Origin of the sequence: Streptomyces sp. NPDC046859, from assembly GCF_040645135.1 — a bacterium.
In the GTDB taxonomy this organism is placed as follows: Bacteria; Actinomycetota; Actinomycetes; order Streptomycetales; family Streptomycetaceae; genus Streptomyces.
Genome location: NZ_JBEYXR010000016.1, coordinates 15,802 through 33,556, shown reverse-complemented (window position 1 = coordinate 33,556; position 17,755 = coordinate 15,802). Strand labels below are relative to the sequence as shown.

The window sequence follows — 17,755 nt, the reverse complement described above, 5'->3', positions numbered from 1 at the left end:
GCGCCGCCTCCGTATGATCGCCCGCAGCACCTGATCGGAAGGAACGGCTCGTGGGCGACCCCGGCGGAGCGACCGGCCCCGAGGAGGAGCCGCTCGCGCGGCTGCTCTGCGACGTGACGACCCTCACCGACGCGCCCGCTTCGGCCGGGGTCCTGTGGAGGCTCGCCGAGCCGGGGCGGCAGATGGACGCCAATGTCGTCCATCTGCCACCCGGACGGCGGGTCGACACCCACGTCGAACCCGACCTGGACGTCCTGCTCCTCGTCGTCGGCGGCGAGGGAACCGTCACCGGGCCGGGCGGCGACCAGCACCTGGCCACCGGCGCCCTGCTGTGGCTGCCCCGCGGCTGCCGGCGCGCCCTGGCCGCGGGAGAGCCGGGCCTGTCGTACGTGACGGTCCACCGGCGCCGCCCCGGCATGACCGTCCACTCCCGCGCGACCTGATCCGGCGATCTCCGGAGCCGGTCAGGCCGTAGGGTCGAGGAGGATCTTGCGCACCCCGTCCGACCGGTCGGCGAAAAGCGCGTACGCCGCCGGGCCCTCGGAGAGTGGGAAGCGGTGCGAGACCACGGCCTCGGGGGTGATCCGGCCGCTCTGGGCGAGGGCGATCAGGGGCGGCAGCTCGTAGTGGATCGAGCAGAGCCCGATGTGGAATTCCAGCTCCTTGATCTGCGCCAGCCCCATGTGGAGCGGGAACGCCTTGCTGTGGCTGACTCCCACGACACTGACCCGGCCCGCCGGCCGCACCGCCTTGAGGGCCAGTTCGATGGTGGCGTCCGAGCCCACGGCCTCCACCACCGCGTCCGGTCCCCGGCCCCCGGTCAGCTCCCGGACGGCGGCCTTCGCGTCGTCGCCCTCCACCGGCTCCACGCCGAAGGAGGCGGCGAAGGCGCGGCGCTCCGGCACCAGGTCCGCGCCGAGCACCCGCGCCGCCCCCATCGCGAAGGCGGACTGCGCGGCCATCAGCCCGACCGGGCCCAGACCCACGACCAGGACCGTCTCACCGGGCTGGATACGGGCCCGGCGGCACCCGTACCAGGCGGTCGGGGCGTTGTCCGTGAGGACGACGGCCGCCTCGTCGGAGATGCCCTCGGGCAGGCGCACCAGGTTGATGTCGGCGGACGGCACCCTCAGGAACTGGGCCTGGCTGCCCGGAAGCTGCGGGCTCACGCCGTAGCAGAGCTCGGTGCTCGACGTCGCGCGTTCGCACCGGGCCGTGAACCCGGCGGCGCAGGTCCGGCACCGGGTGCAGCCGACCGAGGCGGGCACCAGCACCCGGTCGCCGGGCCGGAAGCCGGTGACCTGGGCACCGGTCTCGGCCACCACGCCGACGCACTCGTGTCCCGGCGTGTAGCCGAGCTCGGGGCTGAACGGATGGCCGGAGTAGATGTGCAGGTCGCTGCCGCAGATACCGGCCGTGGTCACCTCCACGATGGCGTCGGTGGGGTGGGTGACGGCCGGGTCCGGGACATCGCCGTAACGGATGTCGTGCCGGCCGTGGAAGCTCAGAGCCTTCATCGCGTTCCTCTTCCCGCCCGGCCGCTCAGTCCGCGATCTGCAGGACGAGCTTGCCGCGGTTCTCACCGCGGAACAGGCGCATCAGGGTGTCGGGGAAGGCCGCCACGCCCCCGGTGGCGACGTCCTCCAGGGAGGTGAGCCGCCCCTCGGCCCGCCACGCCGCGAGCTGCGCGACGCCCTCGGCGTACCGGTCGGCGTAGTCGAAGACCACCATCCCCGTCATGGTGGCCCGATTGACCAGCAGCGAGAGGTAGTTGGCCGGGCCCTTCGGCTCGGTGCTGTTGTACTGGGAGACAGCCCCGCACACGATGACCCGGGCGCCGCGCGCCAGCCGGGGCAGGACGGCGTCCAGGACGTCGCCGCCGACGTTGTCGAAGTAGACGTCGACGCCGTCGGGCGCGTGGGTGCGCAGCGCCTTGCGGATGTCCTCGCCGCGGTAGTCGATCGCGGCGTCGAACCCGAACTCGTCCACCACGAGCCGGCACTTCTCCTCGCCGCCCGCGATGCCGACGACCCGGCAGCCGAGGGCCTTGGCGACCTGACCGGCGACGCTGCCGACCGCTCCCGCCGCGCCGGAGACGACCACCGTCTGACCCGGCTCGGGGCGCCCGATGTCCACCAGGCCGAAGTAGGCGGTCAGCCCCGACATGCCGAGGGCGCCGAGGTACGTCGGCAGCGGAGCCGCCGCAGGGTCGACCGCCGTCACCCCGCGCCCGTCCGACACGCAGTACTCCTGCACGCCGAACGAGCCCGACACATGGTCGCCCACGGCGAACCCGGGATGGCGGGAGGCGATCACCCGGCCGATCGCGCCCGCGCGCATGACCTCGCCGATCTCCACCGGGCGGATGTAGGACCGGCCCGCGTTCATCCAGCCGCGCATCGCCGGGTCGATCGACAGGTAGAGCACCTGGACCAGGAACTCCCCGTCGCCGGGCTCCCCGACCGGCTCCCGCGTGTGCTCCCAGTCGGTGGGCCGGGGCTCACCCACCGGACGCGCGGCCAGACGTACCTGGTGATTGGTTCCGGACATGTGCGGCGGCTCCCTGGAGGGTCGGCGAAGCGGTTCCACCGGGGACGGCGGCCCTCTCGCCGGGCACCTACCGTCCAGTCGGTATGGCCGGTGAGCGTACGGGTGCGGGGCGCCCGGAGCAAGGGAGCGTGGGGAGGCGGACCCCGCCGGAAACCGGCCGGCGAAATCCCCGGCCTTGGTGAATGGTCATTCACCGGGTAAGGTGAATAGCCATTCACCAGCCGCCCCACAAGGCGCTCCCCCTTGGAGTGACGTGCCGATGGGCCAGACCGCCGCGATACCCGAGCCGCTCCGGGAGAGCGGCCTCAAGAACCGGCTCACCGTGCCGGTGCTCGCCTACGGCGGCATCCTCATGGCCGTCATGCAGACGGTGGTCGTCCCCCTGCTGCCCGACCTGCCCGCGCTGACCGGCGCCTCGCCGGGCGCGGTCTCCTGGATGGTCACGGCCACCCTGCTGGCCGGCGCCGTCCTCACCCCCGTGCTCGGTCGGGCCGGTGACATGTACGGCAAGCGGCGCGTCCTCATGGCGGCCCTCACCCTGATGACCCTGGGCTCGGTCCTGTGTGCCCTGTCCTCCCACATCGGCGTCCTGATCGCCGCGCGCACGCTGTCCGGTGCCGCCGCCGCGGTCGTCCCGCTCTCCATCAGCATCCTGCGCGACGAGCTGCCGCCCGAGCGCCGCGGGTCGGCCGTCGCGCTCATGAGCTCCACCGTGGGCATCGGCGCCGCCCTGGGCCTGCCGCTGGCCGCGCTGATCGTGCAGTACGCAAACTGGCACACCATGTTCTGGGTGACCAGCGCCCTCGGCGCGGCCGGGGTCATCCTGGTCCGGTGGGCGGTGCGGGAGTCGCCGGTCCGGCAGTCGGGCCGCTTCGACGTGGCGGGCGCGCTGGGTCTCGCCGTCGGCCTGGTGTGCCTGCTCCTCGGCGTCTCCCAGGGCGGCCAGTGGGGCTGGGGGAGCGCACGGGTCGGCGGCCTGTTCGCCGGTGCCGTCGTCGTGCTGGGCCTGTGGTGCGCGCGGCAACTGCGCTCCCGGGAACCGCTGGTGGACCTGCGGCTGGTGGCCCGGCCGAGCGTGGGCCTGTCCCATGTGGCGGCGCTGCTCGCCGGGTTCGCGTTCTACGCCAACACCCTGGTGACGGCCCAACTGGTGCAGGCCCCCGAGGCGACCGGGTACGGACTGGGGCTGTCCATCGTCGCCACCGGCCTGTGCCTGCTGCCCGGCGGTGTCGTCATGCTGCTGCTGTCACCCCTGTCCGCCCGGATCTCCGCCGCGCGCGGCCCCCGGGTGACGCTCGTCCTCGGCGCCCTGGTCATCGCGGCCGGGTACGTCGTCCGCATCGCCGACAGCCGCGACCTGTGGATGATCATCACCGGGGCCACCGTGGTGGCCGTCGGCACCACCCTCGCGTACTCGGCGCTGCCCACACTCATCCTGCGGGCCGTCCCGGCCGAGCAGACGGCCTCCGCCAGCGGCGTCAACGTCCTGATGCGCACGGTCGGCCAGGCCGGTTCGAGCGCCGCCGTGGCCGCCGTCCTCGTGCACCACACCCGTCCCGTCGCGGGTGTGCCGGTGCCGGACCTGCACGGGTACGAGCTGGCGTTCGTGATGGCGGGCGGGGTCGCCGTGGTGGCCGCCGTCACGGCCTGGTGCATCCCCGCCGAGCCGTCCGGCGCCGAGGACGTCCGGCGCGCGACCGGGGGCGGCACCCGGGGCGCGCGGGACGAGGCGCGGGAGGGAGCATGAGTGCCGTGAGCACTCCACCCGTCACGCCCACACCGGCCCGCAGGGACGCCGCCTCCACCAAGGCGGCCATCCTCCGGGCGGCCCGGTATCTGCTGGCCCGGCACGCGCACGCGGACATCACCCTCAAGGCCGTCGCCGACCGCGCCGGCGTCAGCCCACCGCTGATCCTCAAGTACTTCGGCAACAAGGACACCCTGTTCGCCCAGGTCATGTCCTTCGAGGCCGACGCCGAGGCCCTGCTGGCCGCGCCGCTGGAGCGGCTCGGCGCGCACATGGTCCGGCATGTGCTGGTCAGCCAGTCCGAGCAGGGCGCCGACCCGCTCCTGCGGATCGTGTTCGCGCCGCTGCACGGCGAGCAGGGCGACATCCTGCGCGCCAACTTCCGCCGCCAGGTGACCGAACGCATCACCGCGCGCCTCGACGGGCCCGACGCGGGCCTGCGCGCCGAACTGGCCGTCGCCACGCTCCTCGGCCTGGGCGTCGTGTACGGCATCGCGCGCGGCACCGAGGTGCGCGCGACAGCGGTCGACGACCTGGTCGACCGGTACGCCCCGGCCGTGCAGGCGCAGCTCACGCCCTGAAAGCCGCTGCGGCCCACCTCTCATCGGAACGCAAGAAGTTGCGCGTCTTTGCGTTCACTTGCGCTCCCGGTGCGCAAGTGAACGGCAGGCCACTTCGCGCCCGCGGTGAACGGTGATGCGAGCAAGTGGCTGCCTCGAGCCCACCTGTTGAGGGATCGGCGCCCCTGGATTCCGTCTCCCCGTGCCTGCGGCGCCCGGCGCTGAGCGATTCTGGTGAAATTTGTGCCGTCACGAGTGTAGACCGGCTCACAGTGCTCTGCAATATTTCGATGAATCAATGCAAATTCCTGCCCCCTCCGGGCCGGTTCTCCCCGTTCCGGTCCTTGTGCAGCCAGGCACCACTCCCCAGGAACGAGCCGCCCTCGCCGCCCCCGGCGTGCGAGCCTCCCCAGGAAGTGACCCCGCATGACTCGACACGAGCCGAGATCCCCGCAACGGCGCACGGCCCTCGCCCTGCTCGCGTGTGCCGTCGCGGTGCTGGGCCTGCCCGCCGTCGGCGCCCACGCGGCCGGCGGTCCTGACGCCGCCGCGACCGCCCCGGCCACGGCGGGCAGCGCCCGGCGCGCCCACGCGGCGGCCGCCGTCACCGACGGCGACACCGACACCTACTGGCAGGCCGCGAAGAAGTCCGCCCAGTGGGTCCAGACCGATCTCGGACGCAGCAAGCGCGTCCGGCAGGTCGTGCTGCGCCTGCCCGAACGCTGGGAGACCCGCAAGCAGACGCTGGCCCTCCAGGGCAGCGCCGACGGCAAGGCGTTCGCCACGCTCAAGCCGTCGGCGCCGTACGTCTTCAGCCCCGGCAACGACAACACCGTGCGGATCAGCGTCCCCGCCACCCTGGCCCGCTACGTCCGGGCGGACTTCAGCGCCAACTCGGTCACCGGTACCGCCCAGCTCGCCGAGATGCAGGTCCTCACGACCGCCGCGGCCACCCCCAACCTGGCCCAGGGCAAGCCCTTCACCGAGAGCGGGCACGCGGACGTCTACGATGCCGCGAACGCCGGCGACGGCAACCGCGCCACCTACTGGGAGAGCAGGAACAACGCCTTCCCGCAGTGGCTCCAGGTCGACCTCGGCTCGTCCGTCAAGGTGAACGAGGTGACGCTGCGGCTCCCCGCCGGCTGGCCGAGCCGCAGCCAGACCCTCAAGCTGCAGGGCTCGACCGACAACCAGAACTTCACCGACCTGACCGCCTCCAAGGCGTACACCTTCGACAGTGCCGACAACCAGTCCGCGACCCTCTCCTTCGACGCGACGACCACCCGGTACGTCCGCGTCCTGATCACCGCCAACACCGGCTGGCCCGCGGGACAGGTGTCCGAGCTGGAGGTGTACGGGCCCGCTACGGGCGACACCTGGGCGCCCTCCGCACCGACGAACCTGGCCTACACCGAACCCGCCACCGGCCAGATCCGGCTCACCTGGAATGCCGCGAGCGACGACACGGCCGTCACCGGCTACGACGTCTACGCCAACGGCCAGTTGCGGGCGAGCGTCGCCGGGAACACCCTGACCTACACCGACACCCAGCCGGCCGGCAGTGACGTCACCTACTTCGTCCGCGCCAAGGACGCCGCGGGCAACGTCTCCGCCGACAGCAACAGCGTCACCCGCAAGGGAGCCGGCGGCGACACCCAGCCGCCCACCGCGCCCGCGAACCTCGCCTACACGCAGTCCGGCGGCGACGTGAAGCTGACCTGGCAGGCGTCCAGCGACAACGTCAAGGTCACCGGCTACGACGTGTACGCCAACAACGGGCTGGTGAAGTCCGTCGCGGGCGACGTGACGACGTACACCGACACCCCGTCCGCCGGGGCCACCGTCACCTACCACGTGAAGGCGAAGGACGCCGCTGGGAACGTGTCGGCGGCCAGCAACAGCGTCACCCGCCCCGGTACGACGGCCGGCTCCGACCTCGCCCAGGGCAAGCCCATCGAGGCGTCCTCGACGGTCTTCACCTATGTCGCCGCGAACGCCAACGACGGGCAGATCGCGACCTACTGGGAGAGCGGCGGCGGCGCCTACCCGGCCACCCTCACCACGAAGCTCGGCGCCAACGCCGACCTCGACCGGATCGTCGTCAAGCTGAACCCGGACCCCGCCTGGTCCACCCGCACCCAGAACATCCAGGTCCTCGGCCGCGACCAGGACGCCACGACCTTCGAGACCCTGGCCGCAGCCAAGGAGTACACCTTCGCCCCGGCGACCGGAAACACCGTGACCATCCCGGTCACCGGCTCCGCGGCCGACATCCGGCTCCGGTTCACCGCCAACTCCGGCGCGCCGGGTGCCCAGGTCGCCGAACTCCAGGTCATCGGCACCCCGGCCGCCAACCCCGACCTCAAGGTCACCGGCATCACCCACACCCCCGCGGCCCCCGTCGAGTCGGACACCGTCGGCCTCACCGCGACCGTCACCAACAGCGGCACCAGGGCGTCCAAGGCCACCGACCTCGACTTCACCCTCGCCGGCACCAAGGCGGCCACCGCCGACGTCCCGGCCCTCGCGCCCGGCGAGTCAAAGACCGTCACCGCGAGCATCGGCACCCGCGACGCCGGCAGCTATCCGGTCGGCGCCGAGGTGGATCCGTCCCAGAAGGTCATCGAGCAGAACGAGGCGAACAACACCTACACCCGCCCCGACGCCCTCGTCGTCAAGCCCGTCGCCAGCTCCGACCTGCTCGCCGCCCCCGTCTCCTGGACACCCTCCAGCGCCTCGGCCGGCGACGACGTCAAGTTCACCGTCGCACTGAAGAACCAGGGTTCGGTGGCCTCCGCGTCCGGTGCCCACGACATCACCCTGACCGTCCAGGACGCCAAGGGCGCCACGGTCAAGACGCTCACCGGCTCGTACAACGGCGCCATCGCGGCGGGCCAGACCACCGCACCCGTCAGCCTCGGCACCTGGACGGCCGCGAACGGCAAGTACACCGTCAAGACGGTCGTCGCCGCCGATGCCAACGAACTGCCCGTCAAACGCGCCAACAACACCACCACCCAGCCGGTGTTCGTCGGCCGCGGCGCCGACATGCCGTACGACATGTACGAGGCCGAGGACGGCACGGCCGGCGGCGGAGCCAAGGTCGTCGGACCCAACCGCACCATCGGCGACATCGCGGGCGAGGCCAGCGGCCGCAAGGCCGTCACCCTCACCGGCACCGGGCAGTACGTCGAGTGGACCACCCGCGCCGCCACCAACACCCTGGTGACCCGCTTCTCCATCCCCGACGGCACGAACACCACCCTCAACGTCTACGTCGACGGCCAGTTCCTCAAGCCCATCGACCTCACCTCCAAGTACGCCTGGCTCTACGGAAACGAGACCGCGCCCGGCAACTCACCCGGCTCCGGCGCCCCGCGCCACATCTACGACGAGGCGAACGTCCAGCTCGGGAGGACCGTGCCGGCCGGCTCCCGGATCCGGCTGCAGAAGGACGCCGCCAACTCCTCCACCTACGCCATCGACTTCGTCAACACCGAACAGGCGACGGCGAAGGCCAACCCCGACCCGGCCGCCTACGCCGTCCCGGCCGGCTTCTCCCACCAGGACGTCCAGAACGCCCTCGACAAGGTCCGCATGGACACCACGGGCAAGCTCGTCGGCGTCTACCTGCCCGCCGGCGACTACGAGACGTCCAGCAAGTTCCAGGTCTACGGCAAGCCCGTGAAGGTCGTCGGCGCCGGGCCGTGGTTCACCCGCTTCCACGCCCCCGCCTCCCAGGAGAACACCGACGTCGGCTTCCGGGCCGAGGCCGGCGCGAAGGGCTCGACGTTCGCCGGCTTCGCCTACTTCGGCAACTACACGTCCCGGATCGACGGCCCGGGCAAGGTGTTCGACTTCTCCAACGTCTCCGACATCACCATCGACGACATCTGGGTCGAGCACATGGTGTGCCTCTACTGGGGCGCCAACACCGACAGCATGACCATCAAGAACTCCCGTATCCGCGACCTGTTCGCCGACGGCGTCAACATGACGAACGGCTCGACGGACAACCACGTCGTCAACAACGACGCCCGCGCCACCGGCGACGACAGCTTCGCCCTCTTCTCGGCCATCGACGCCGGCGGCGCCGACGAGAAGAACAACCTCTACGAGAACCTGACCTCCACCCTGACCTGGCGGGCGGCCGGCATCGCCGTCTACGGCGGCTACGACAACACCTTCCGCAACATCCGCGTCGCCGACACCCTGGTCTACTCCGGCATCACGATCTCCTCGCTGGACTTCGGCTACCCGATGAACGGCTTCGGGACCGAGCCCACCACGATCGAGAACGTCTCCCTGGAACGCACCGGCGGCCACTTCTGGGGCTCGCAGGTCTTCCCCGCCATCTGGGCGTTCTCCGCCTCGAAGGTCTTCCAGGGCATCCGGGTCAACGACGTGGACATCACCGACTCCACCTACGGAGGGGTGATGTTCCAGACCAACTACGTCAACGGGCAACCGCAGTTCCCGGTGAAGGACACCGTCTTCACCGACATCTCCATCACCGACTCCAAGAAGAGCGGCGACGCGTTCGACGCCAAGTCAGGCTTCGGCATCTGGGCCAACGAGATGCCGGAACCCGGTCAGGGCCCGGCCGTCGGTGAGGCCGTGTTCCGCAACCTGCGGATGAGCGGCAACGCGCAGGACATCCGCAACACGACCAGCACCTTCAGGGTCATCGTGGAGTGACCCGACAGCACCGTCGCACCGAGCGGGGCCGTCCTCCGAGGGGCGGCCCCGCCTCGTCCCACGAGGTCAGCGCTCCGCGAAGCAGGGACCCGGCCAGGAGACGTGTCCGGTGCCTCACAGTCCTGCCACCTTGCCGCTCGCGGAGATCTCGTACACCAGGGTGACCGTGCGGTGCCCGCCCGGTGGCAGGGACAGGTCCCAGCGCGCGATGCCGTCCGCGTCGACCGCGTCCGGCTCCGGGGCGCACGCCTCCTTGCGCAGCCGTACGTCCACCGCGGACACCTCGGACACCGGGATCCGCTCCCGCACGACGACGGCCCGCTCGCCCCGGGCGGCGGGTGCCGAGAAGCGGGACACGTGCAGACGGACCGTCCGTGTGATCAGCGTGCGCTGCGTCAGCGTCGCGGTGTCGCGGGACTCCTCGGTGTGCCGGACGACCCGGTAGTCGTCGTGACTGCCGAAGGCGAGCTCGACCGGGGCGCCCGGCGCGGTGAACTCCAGCGTGCCGCGCCCGGTGAAACCGCTGCCGCGCACCAGGTCCACGGGTCCGGCCAGCAGCGCGTGCCCGGAGGTGTTGTCGAACCGCACCACCTGGGTGACCAGCGGCGACAGTTCCGGCGACGAGGAGTACTGGCTGCGCGCGGCCGTCGTCACCGTGGTGATCGGCACCCGGTGGGCCCGGCCGTCCGTGGGAACGGACACGGGCACGGGGGAGTGCAGCACCCGTGTCTGCCCGCCGTCGTCCACCCCGGGGAGGCCGACGACCGCCGACGGGCCGAGCTCCGCGATCTCCTCCTCGCGCAGCTCCACCTCGACCCTGCGGCGCTCCTCGGGGGTGCGGTCCTCGAGGGTGAGCCGGTCCTCCGTCAGGCGTGGCGGATCGGTGGTGAGCGCCGAACGGGCCGTGGACAGGGTGAGGCGTACGTCCGACCAGTCCTCGCCGGTGCGCTGCCAGACCATCGCGTCGGTCTCCAGCGTCACCGAGTCGCCGTCGAGGACGGCCCGGTAGGCGGGGCGCCACAGCGCGCACGAGGTGAGGTGGGTCAGCCGCAGCCGGAGCCGCCCGGCGGCCTCGGACCGCAGGGTCAGCTCGACATGGCCGACCAGTTCGGCGGGCCGTTCCTCGGCGAGGGCGAGGGCCTGCCGCGCCTGCGCCAGTTCGCCGGCGAGTGCCGCGGAGCGGGCTTCGGCGGCCCGCAGTTCCTCGGCGCATGTGTCGCGTTCGCCGTCGGCCCGGTCCAGTTCACGGGTCCAGCGGTCCTCCTCGGTCTCGCCGTGGCCCGCGCCCTCCGCGATGTCCCGCAGGAGGTCGGCGGCGAGCCGGCCGAGGAGGTCGAGCCGGGTGCGCAGCCGGTCGCAGGTGTGCCCGAGGGCCCGTTGCTCCTCCTCCAGGGCGTGGACGCGGGTGCGCAGCGCCGAGTCGTCCGGGGAGGGCAGCGGTCCGGGCGGCGTCCAGGTCCGCACGATCCGTACGTCGAGGACGGCCGCGTCGTGGTCGCCCGTGAGGTCGGCGTGGAGGGTGCGGTCGACCGCGAGCGCGCTGACCGGCCCGAGGCGCAGCCGCTGGACGCCGGCGCCGACGTCGAGGTCGGCGGTGCGCTCGACGTGGGCGCGGTCCTCCAGGCAGGTGACGGCGGTGACGGGCAGCGGGATCGGCTGGGTGGTGTCCGCGGGCATGGTGTCAGCTCCTCCGGTTGCCGCCGGCCAGGGCCTTGGCGGCCGGGACGCGGATGTCGTAGCCGCCGTCGAGGGCGGTGGCGCCGCCGGCGGGCAGGTCCACGCGCCAGACGCGGGTGCCGGGTGCGTACCGGTCGGCGGCGCCGTCCTGCTCGGGTGCCGTCCAGTCGGCCTGCTCGTCGATGCGCACGTCCGGTTCCGAGGTGACCGGGACCTGCTCGTGGACCTCGACGGTGACGGCGTGCGCGAGCCGGTTGGCCAGCTCCACGTGGACGCGGTGGGCGAGCACGGTCGTGTTGTTGCGCAGCCCGGCCGTCGACTCGCGCAGCTGGGTGCGGCGGGTGACCCGGACACCCTCGGCCGGCCCCAGCCCCATGCGGCGGACGCCGCCGGGGGCGAGGGTGGGCAGCGCGGCGGTGGTGAGGAAGTCGTCGCCGCTCATGACCTCCACCGGTCCGGCCAGCAGGGCCTGGTCGGTCGCGTTGGAGAGGACGACCGTGGCGTACACCGTCTGCTCCACGGAGGGCACACACAGGTACTCCGTGCGCAGCCCCACCGGGATCTCGGTCACGGTGACGGTGTGCCAGACACCGTCGGAGGGGACGTCGGCGCGGGCGACCGCGTCGTAGCGGTGGTCGAAGGACCCCGCGGACGCCCGGGGCCGCACGGCGTGCCCGGGCAGCGGCAGCGCGGCCACGGCCTCGGCCTGACGCCGGCACTCTTCCGCCCGGGGGTCGTACGACGGCCCGGGGAACAGCCGGCCCCGGCGGTCACCGGGCTCGTCGGCACCGGACAGCACGAGCGCGGCGTAGTCGAGCTCGGCCTCACGCGGCTGAGGCGGCGCCGTGGCGGCCGGCGGAGACGGCGGCGGGGGCATGGGGGCGGCGCGCCGCGACCGCATGGCCGGTGCCGCGCCCGGCGGGGCTGCGTCGAAGGCGGTCGGGGCACCGGCGAAGGCGGCCGGCGGCATGCCGTACGCCTGCGGTGCGGGCGGTGGCGGGGGCGGCGGCGCGGCCTGGAAGGGAGCGGCCGCGGGGGCGGCGGGCCCGCCCGGCTGGGGAAGCGCGGCGGGCGCCGCGCCGTAGCCCGGCGGCATCGGGGGCGGTGGCGGTGGCGGGACGGGACCTGGAGCGGCCCGCGCGGGGACCACGGGGACGGGGCGCGGACCTGCCGCGTCGTACCCGGAGAAGAGGTCGGCGAGCCCCGCCGGGGGTTCCCGCCAGCCGGACGGCGCGGGAGGGGGCTGCCGCCGTCCCAGCCGCAGGGAGCGCAGCCTCGGCAGGCCGGGACGGCGGCGCAGGTCCGCGGTGGCCAGGGCGAGCCGGACGCCCGTCCAGTCCTCGCCCGTGCGCTGCGCGACCGAGGCCCGCAGCATGAGCGTGCCGCCGTCCTCGCCCTGACGATGCGTGAGCCGGTACGCCGGGACCCAGACGGCACCCGGGACGCCGTACTCCAGCTCGACCTCCAGCGGTCCGGCACCGGCGTCCGCGCCGTCGAGCGTCAGGACGGCGACGACGCTGGTCGCGATGGGCTCGGACGGCACGTCGGTGGAGGCTCGCGCCCACCGGTCCGTGGCCACGGCGAGATCGTGCTCGGCCCTGCGCAGCTCCTCCTCCAGCGCGGTCAGCCGGAGCTGCTGCGCCCGCAGCCGCTCGTCGACGAACGCGGCGAGCCGCAGCCAGGCGTCGGCGGGCGTGGCGCGCGGCGGGTCCCCGGGCTCCCGGGCGGGCGGCACGGGGCGGAGCGCCGCCGTCTCCCCGATCAGCTTCACCTGCCGGTCGCGTCGTGCCTGGGCCGCCGCGTGCGCGTCCCGCAGCCGCTCCCTCTCACGCCGCAGAGAGCCGGTGTCCTCGGTGGCGGCCGGTTCGGCGTCCACCTCGACCCGCACCTCGGTGACGCGTACACCACCCCCGCCCACCGCCTTGGCGCGCAGGGACCCCGGGTCCATCGACCGCGGCAGTCCCGTGACCCGCACCCGGCCGTCCGCCGCTACGGTGCCCCGGGCGACGCGTGTGCAGAGCGCGCCCTGCGCGTACACCACCACCGCGTCGAGCGTCGACGCCCACCCCTGTGTCTGTGCGACCTCGGATTCCATCCCACCCCGCCCCCGTCGTGGTCCTGCCGACGGCAGCCTACGCGCAGGCCGCACCCGGTTCGACGGTGATTCCGCGAGATGACAGGTGCGTTCGGGGCCGACAGGGGTACACGGCGCGCATGGCAGCACAGAGCGAGTCCCGTGAATCGTGGTCGGTAGCCCGGCAGTTGCGCCGCGTGCGCACCCTGTACGCCGCCGGCGTCCTGTTGTGGGCGGCGTCGAGCATAGGGACGGCGTGGTCGTCGCCCGGCAGCAGGCCCATGTGGACGTCCGTGCTGCTCCTCGTGGTCTTCGCCAGTCTGCTGGGGCTGTCCAGTTGGTGGCTGCGCCGTCTCGGCGCCGGGCGGGCGGCCGCCGGGGGGCAGCGCCGCTCCGTCTCCGTACGGGCGTCCGCCCCGGCCCGGCACGCTCGCGTCTGAGCCTGGCCGCGCGCGTCTGGGCGGTCAGGCACCAGGTCTGTCGCCCTGGTGCCTGACCGCCACGGGGAGGCTGTGGTCGTGGTCGGGTCGAGCGGTGCGGTCAGTTGCAGAAGTTGAGAATCGGCAGCAGGCCGTTGCCGCACTGGAAGTGCTCGCCGTCGCCGCCGGCCGGTGCGGCCTGGACGGCGGCGTGGGTGGCGGGCGCCGCCATGGCGGGCGCGGCGGTCGCCAGGCCGGCGGCGCAGGCGATGCCGACGGCGGTGGTCACGGCGAGAGTGCGGGGAATGCGGGCGATGGCCTTCTTCAGGCGAGGTGTGGTGTTCATGAACTCACCATGCACAGCGCGACGATCTTCTGCGCGCCGAGAGCATCCGAGCGGGTGAGCCGGTTCCTCGGATGGTGGCCCGTACCGCCCAACTGGCCCTTCGCGCATGGGTGGTTGGGTGCCTGACAGGTCGTGAGGACGAGGGCGGTCCTTCCGGGTGACAGGGGTGCGTGCTCCACGAGTGGGACACGCCTGAAAGTGGCGGGACGATCACAGGGGGTCGAGGTCCGGGCGCGGGCGCTCGTCGGCACGTCATGACATGACATAGATCACGTCACTGTGCGGCTCGATCCAGGAATGCGCGCCCGTCCATGATTGCTCCCGTGTTGATGGGCCTGCCCTGTGTGGGGCGGTGCGCTGGGCAATGGTGCTCGACGCGGCCGGTCGAGAAATTCCCATGACCTCGGCCTCTCGGCTCCTTCTCCGTCCCGGACCACCGTCTTCGAAAGGTTTTACCGCACCATGCCTCTGGCTCTGCTGGCCCTGGCTGTCGTCGCCTTCGGCATCGGCACCACCGAGTTCGCCACCATGGGGCTGCTGCCCCAGATCGCCGACGGGATCGGGGTGTCCGTGCCCCAGGCGGGCAACGTCGTCTCGGCCTATGCGCTCGGCGTCGTGGTCGGCGCGCCGCTGCTGACCGGTATCGGTGCCCGCGTCCCCCACAAGCGGCTGCTGCTGTGGCTGTCCGGCCTGTTCGTGGTCGGGAACGTCGCCTCCGCGTTCGCCCCGGACTTCGGTCTGCTCTTTGCCGCCCGCTTCCTGGCGGGACTGCCGCACGGCGCGCTGTTCGGTGTCGGCGCGGTCGTCGCCTCCCGGCTGGTGGCCCCGGACCGGGCCGCCCGGGCCGTGTCCAAGATGTTCCTCGGGCTGACGGTCGCCAACATCGTCGGTGTCCCCGCCGGTACCGCGCTCGGGCAGCAACTGGGCTGGCGGGCGGCCTACGGGGCCGTGGCCGTCATCGGGGTCGTGGCACTGGTGGCGCTGGCGCTGTTCGTCCCGCACCAGCCGCGCGGCCGGCAGTCCGGCATCCGGCACGAGCTGCGGGCCATGGGCAACCGGCAGGTCGCCATCGGCCTGGCCACCGCCGTGATCGGCTTCGGCGGCTTCTTCGCCGTCTACAGCTACCTCGTGCCGATGCTGACGAACCTGAGCGGCTTCTCCGACTCCTCGACCACGCTGGTCCTCGCCCTGTACGGCGTCGGCATGACCCTCGGCACGCTGCTCGCCGGACCGCTCACCGACCGTGCTCTGCGTCCGACCCTGTACGGAGGGCTGGCCCTGCTCGCCGCCGGGCTGGTGGTGTTCTACTTCGCCGTGCACAGCACGGTCGGGGCGCTGATCACGATCACGTTCATCGGCGCGATGGGGTCCCTCATCACGACGCCCGTCCAGATGCTGCTGATGGCGAAGGCCAAGAACGCCCCGACCATGGCGGCGGCGTCCAACCACTCCGCCTTCAACCTGGCCAACGCCGGTGGCGCCTGGCTGGGTGGCCTCGCCATCTCGGCGGGCTGGGGCTGGGCCTCGCCCAGCCTCGTGGGCGCCGCCCTGGCCGTCGCAGGACTCGGCCTGGCCGTCGCGGGCGGCGTCATGGACCGGCGCGACGGACGCTCGGCGGGCTCCGAGGTGATCACGTCGTCCACGGCCGAGGCCCGGCCCGAGGCCGCGCCCACCCACCAGCCCTGACCGGCCGGCGCGGGGGAAGCGGTCACCGGGAAGCCCGGCTCCGAAATCGATCGGATCGACAGGTGTAAGGGTGATGCGCCGGGGCACTCGATCGGCGGGTGGAGCAGGGACGCACTCCGGGGCGGCACAGCAGCGATGACTGGCCGCCCCGAAGTGTGTCCGGAGTCCGACCGGCGCCGGGCCGGACGTCAGACCTTGCGCCCCACACCCCCGAACATGGCCACGTCCTCCGGCAGCCCGGTCAGGCTCTCGTCCGGCCGCCACCGGTTGCACGAGACGACACCCGGCTCCAGCAGCTCCAGACCGTCGAAGAACCGGGCGACGCCCTCCGGTGTGCGCTGGGTCAGCTTCGGGGTGCCGTGCTCGTTCCAGAAGGCCACGGCGGCGTCGACGTCCGGCATGTCCGGGTGCGTGACGGTGTGCGAGAGCACGAGATGACTGCCGGAGGGCAGCCGCTCCATCAGCCGGCGCACGATGCCGGCCGCCTCCTCGTCGTCCTCGATGAAGATGACGACGCCGAGCAGCATCAGCGCCACGGGCTGATCGAGATCGAGGGTCCGCCCGGCCTGCTCCAGGATCGCGTCGACGTCGCGGAGGTCCTCGTCCAGGTAGGCGGTGTGCCCCTCCGGCGTGCTGGTCAGCAGGGCCTCGGCATGCGCCAGCACGATGGGGTCGTTGTCGACGTACACGATGCGGGACTCCGGCGCCATGCGCTGAGCCACCTCGTGCGTGTTGTCGGCCGTCGGCAGTCCGGTGCCGATGTCCAGGAACTGGCGAATGCCGCACTCGCCGGCGAGGTACTTCACGGCGCGCCCGAGGAACTTGCGGTCGGCCAGGGCGTAGTCGCCGATGCCCGGGTGCAGGCCGCGGATCTGGTCCCCGGCCGCCTGGTCGACCTCGTAGTTGTCCTTGCCGCCCAGCCAGTAGTTCCAGATGCGGGCCGTGTGCGGCTGGTCCGTCTTGATGCGCTTGCGCGCCTCCCTCGACGCAGCGGAAATCTCGGTCACGCGAAGTCCCTCCAGATCTGGCCTGTGCAACCCGGCAAGGGGCAACCTACCGGGCCGAGTTGAGGGGCGTGACCGCATCCGGGGCGGGAGGCACCGGGTGCCTTGGTAGGGTGCGCCGGCCGGGCGTGGCCGTGCCCGGCGGAGAGGCGGGGCGACGATGAACGGGACCGAGGCGTCACGCGCGACGGCCGCCGCCCTGACGGTCGTCTCCTCGCTCGGCCTGCCCGCCGACGACGCGGTCGTCCTGCACGACTCCAACAAGCTCACCCTGCGCCTGCTGCCCTGCGACCTCCTGGCCCGGGTGGCGCCCGTGACGGACCAGGTGGCGCGGTTCGAGATCGAGCTGGCGCGGCGGCTCGCCGGATCGGGATGCCCGGTGGCCGCCCTGGACCCCCGCGTCGAGCCGCGCCCTTACGAGCGGGACGGCTTCGTGATCACGCTGTGGACGTACTACGCGCCGGCCACCTCGGAGGACGTCCCGCCCGCCGCCTACGCGGCCGCCCTCACGCGACTGCACGCCGGGATGCGCGAACTCGACGTGCCCGCACCGCACTTCAGCGACCGGGTCGCGCAGGCCCGGCGTCTCGTGGCGGACCGCGCCCGCACCCCGGAGCTGGGGGACGCCGACCGGGCCCTGCTCGCGGACACGCTGCGCACCCTGGGACGCGCCGTCCGCGAGCACGGCGGCGCCGAACAGCTGCTGCACGGCGAACCGCACCCCGGGAACGTCCTCACCACGGACGGCGGGGTGCGGTTCATCGACCTGGAGACGTGCTGCCGCGGCCCCGTCGAGTTCGACCTCGCCCACGCACCCGTCGAGGTCGGCGCGCACTACGCGGGCGCCGACCCCACCCTGCTGCGCCGGTGCCGGACCCTCGTCCTGGCGATGATCACCGCCTGGCGCTGGGACCGAGAGGACCGGTTTCCCGGCGGACGCGCACTGGCCGCCGAATGGCTGGAGCGGCTCCGGGCGGCGACAGACGACGGGTAG

The 17,755-nt window shown here is 72.9% G+C and carries 13 protein-coding genes; 7 read left to right on the top strand and 6 right to left on the bottom strand.

The window, feature by feature from the left end:
- The first annotated feature begins 50 nt into the window (after positions 1–50).
- Positions 51–443, top strand: coding sequence for a hypothetical protein (locus ABZ899_RS23240; protein ID WP_361349316.1), 393 nt, complete (start codon positions 51–53; stop codon positions 441–443).
- 21 nt (positions 444–464) lie between these two features.
- Here ABZ899_RS23240 and ABZ899_RS23235 read toward each other — a convergent pair whose 3' ends face one another.
- Together ABZ899_RS23235 and ABZ899_RS23230 are read right to left on the bottom strand one after the other, a co-directional pair.
- On the bottom strand, positions 465–1,517 hold the full coding sequence (locus tag ABZ899_RS23235; RefSeq protein ID WP_361349313.1) for an alcohol dehydrogenase catalytic domain-containing protein: 1,053 nt from the start codon (positions 1,515–1,517) through the stop codon (positions 465–467).
- A 25-nt stretch (positions 1,518–1,542) separates the two neighbouring features.
- Positions 1,543–2,550, bottom strand: coding sequence for an NADP-dependent oxidoreductase (locus tag ABZ899_RS23230; RefSeq protein ID WP_361349310.1), 1,008 nt, complete (start codon positions 2,548–2,550; stop codon positions 1,543–1,545).
- Between the two features lie 259 nt (positions 2,551–2,809).
- On the opposite strand from ABZ899_RS23230, the gene ABZ899_RS23225 reads away from it, so the two are divergent.
- From ABZ899_RS23225 to ABZ899_RS23215, 3 genes are all read left to right on the top strand, one after another.
- A complete protein-coding gene (locus ABZ899_RS23225) occupies positions 2,810–4,297 on the top strand; it encodes an MFS transporter (RefSeq protein WP_361349307.1) in 1,488 nt (495 codons plus the stop codon).
- Positions 4,294–4,878: a TetR family transcriptional regulator gene (locus tag ABZ899_RS23220; protein WP_361349304.1), complete on the top strand. Its 585-nt coding sequence runs from the start codon at positions 4,294–4,296 to the stop codon at positions 4,876–4,878. Before ABZ899_RS23225 ends, ABZ899_RS23220 begins: the two co-directional genes overlap by 4 nt.
- Positions 4,879–5,283: 405 nt before the next feature.
- A complete protein-coding gene (locus ABZ899_RS23215) occupies positions 5,284–9,555 on the top strand; it encodes a discoidin domain-containing protein (protein ID WP_361349302.1) in 4,272 nt (1,423 codons plus the stop codon).
- 114 nt (positions 9,556–9,669) lie between these two features.
- Here the strand turns inward: ABZ899_RS23215 and ABZ899_RS23210 are convergent, their stop codons facing one another.
- Together ABZ899_RS23210 and ABZ899_RS23205 are read right to left on the bottom strand one after the other, a co-directional pair.
- The gene (locus ABZ899_RS23210) at positions 9,670–11,232 is read right to left on the bottom strand and encodes a DUF4139 domain-containing protein (RefSeq protein ID WP_361349299.1); all 1,563 of its coding nucleotides are present in this window, start codon (positions 11,230–11,232) and stop codon (positions 9,670–9,672) included.
- A gap of 4 nt (positions 11,233–11,236) precedes the next feature.
- Entirely contained in the window at positions 11,237–13,327 is a 2,091-nt protein-coding gene (locus tag ABZ899_RS23205; protein WP_361349297.1) for a DUF4139 domain-containing protein, read from the bottom strand.
- A gap of 119 nt (positions 13,328–13,446) precedes the next feature.
- On the opposite strand from ABZ899_RS23205, the gene ABZ899_RS23200 reads away from it, so the two are divergent.
- Positions 13,447–13,746 (top strand): hypothetical protein, encoded by a 300-nt coding sequence (locus ABZ899_RS23200; RefSeq protein ID WP_361349294.1) that lies wholly within the window; start codon positions 13,447–13,449, stop codon positions 13,744–13,746.
- A 100-nt stretch (positions 13,747–13,846) separates the two neighbouring features.
- On the opposite strand, the gene ABZ899_RS23195 is transcribed toward ABZ899_RS23200, so the two are convergent.
- Positions 13,847–14,071 carry a hypothetical protein gene (locus tag ABZ899_RS23195; protein ID WP_361349291.1) on the bottom strand — a complete coding sequence of 75 codons (225 nt, stop codon included), beginning with the start codon at positions 14,069–14,071 and terminating at the stop codon, positions 13,847–13,849.
- 462 nt (positions 14,072–14,533) lie between these two features.
- Here ABZ899_RS23195 and ABZ899_RS23190 point away from each other — a divergent pair, with 462 nt between their 5' ends.
- Positions 14,534–15,757 (top strand): MFS transporter, encoded by a 1,224-nt coding sequence (locus tag ABZ899_RS23190; protein WP_361349289.1) that lies wholly within the window; start codon positions 14,534–14,536, stop codon positions 15,755–15,757.
- 188 nt (positions 15,758–15,945) lie between these two features.
- Here ABZ899_RS23190 and ABZ899_RS23185 read toward each other — a convergent pair whose 3' ends face one another.
- Entirely contained in the window at positions 15,946–16,764 is an 819-nt protein-coding gene (locus ABZ899_RS23185; protein ID WP_361349286.1) for an SAM-dependent methyltransferase, read from the bottom strand.
- 157 nt (positions 16,765–16,921) lie between these two features.
- Between ABZ899_RS23185 and ABZ899_RS23180 the strand changes: the two genes are divergently transcribed.
- Positions 16,922–17,755, top strand: coding sequence for an aminoglycoside phosphotransferase family protein (locus tag ABZ899_RS23180; RefSeq protein ID WP_361349283.1), 834 nt, complete (start codon positions 16,922–16,924; stop codon positions 17,753–17,755).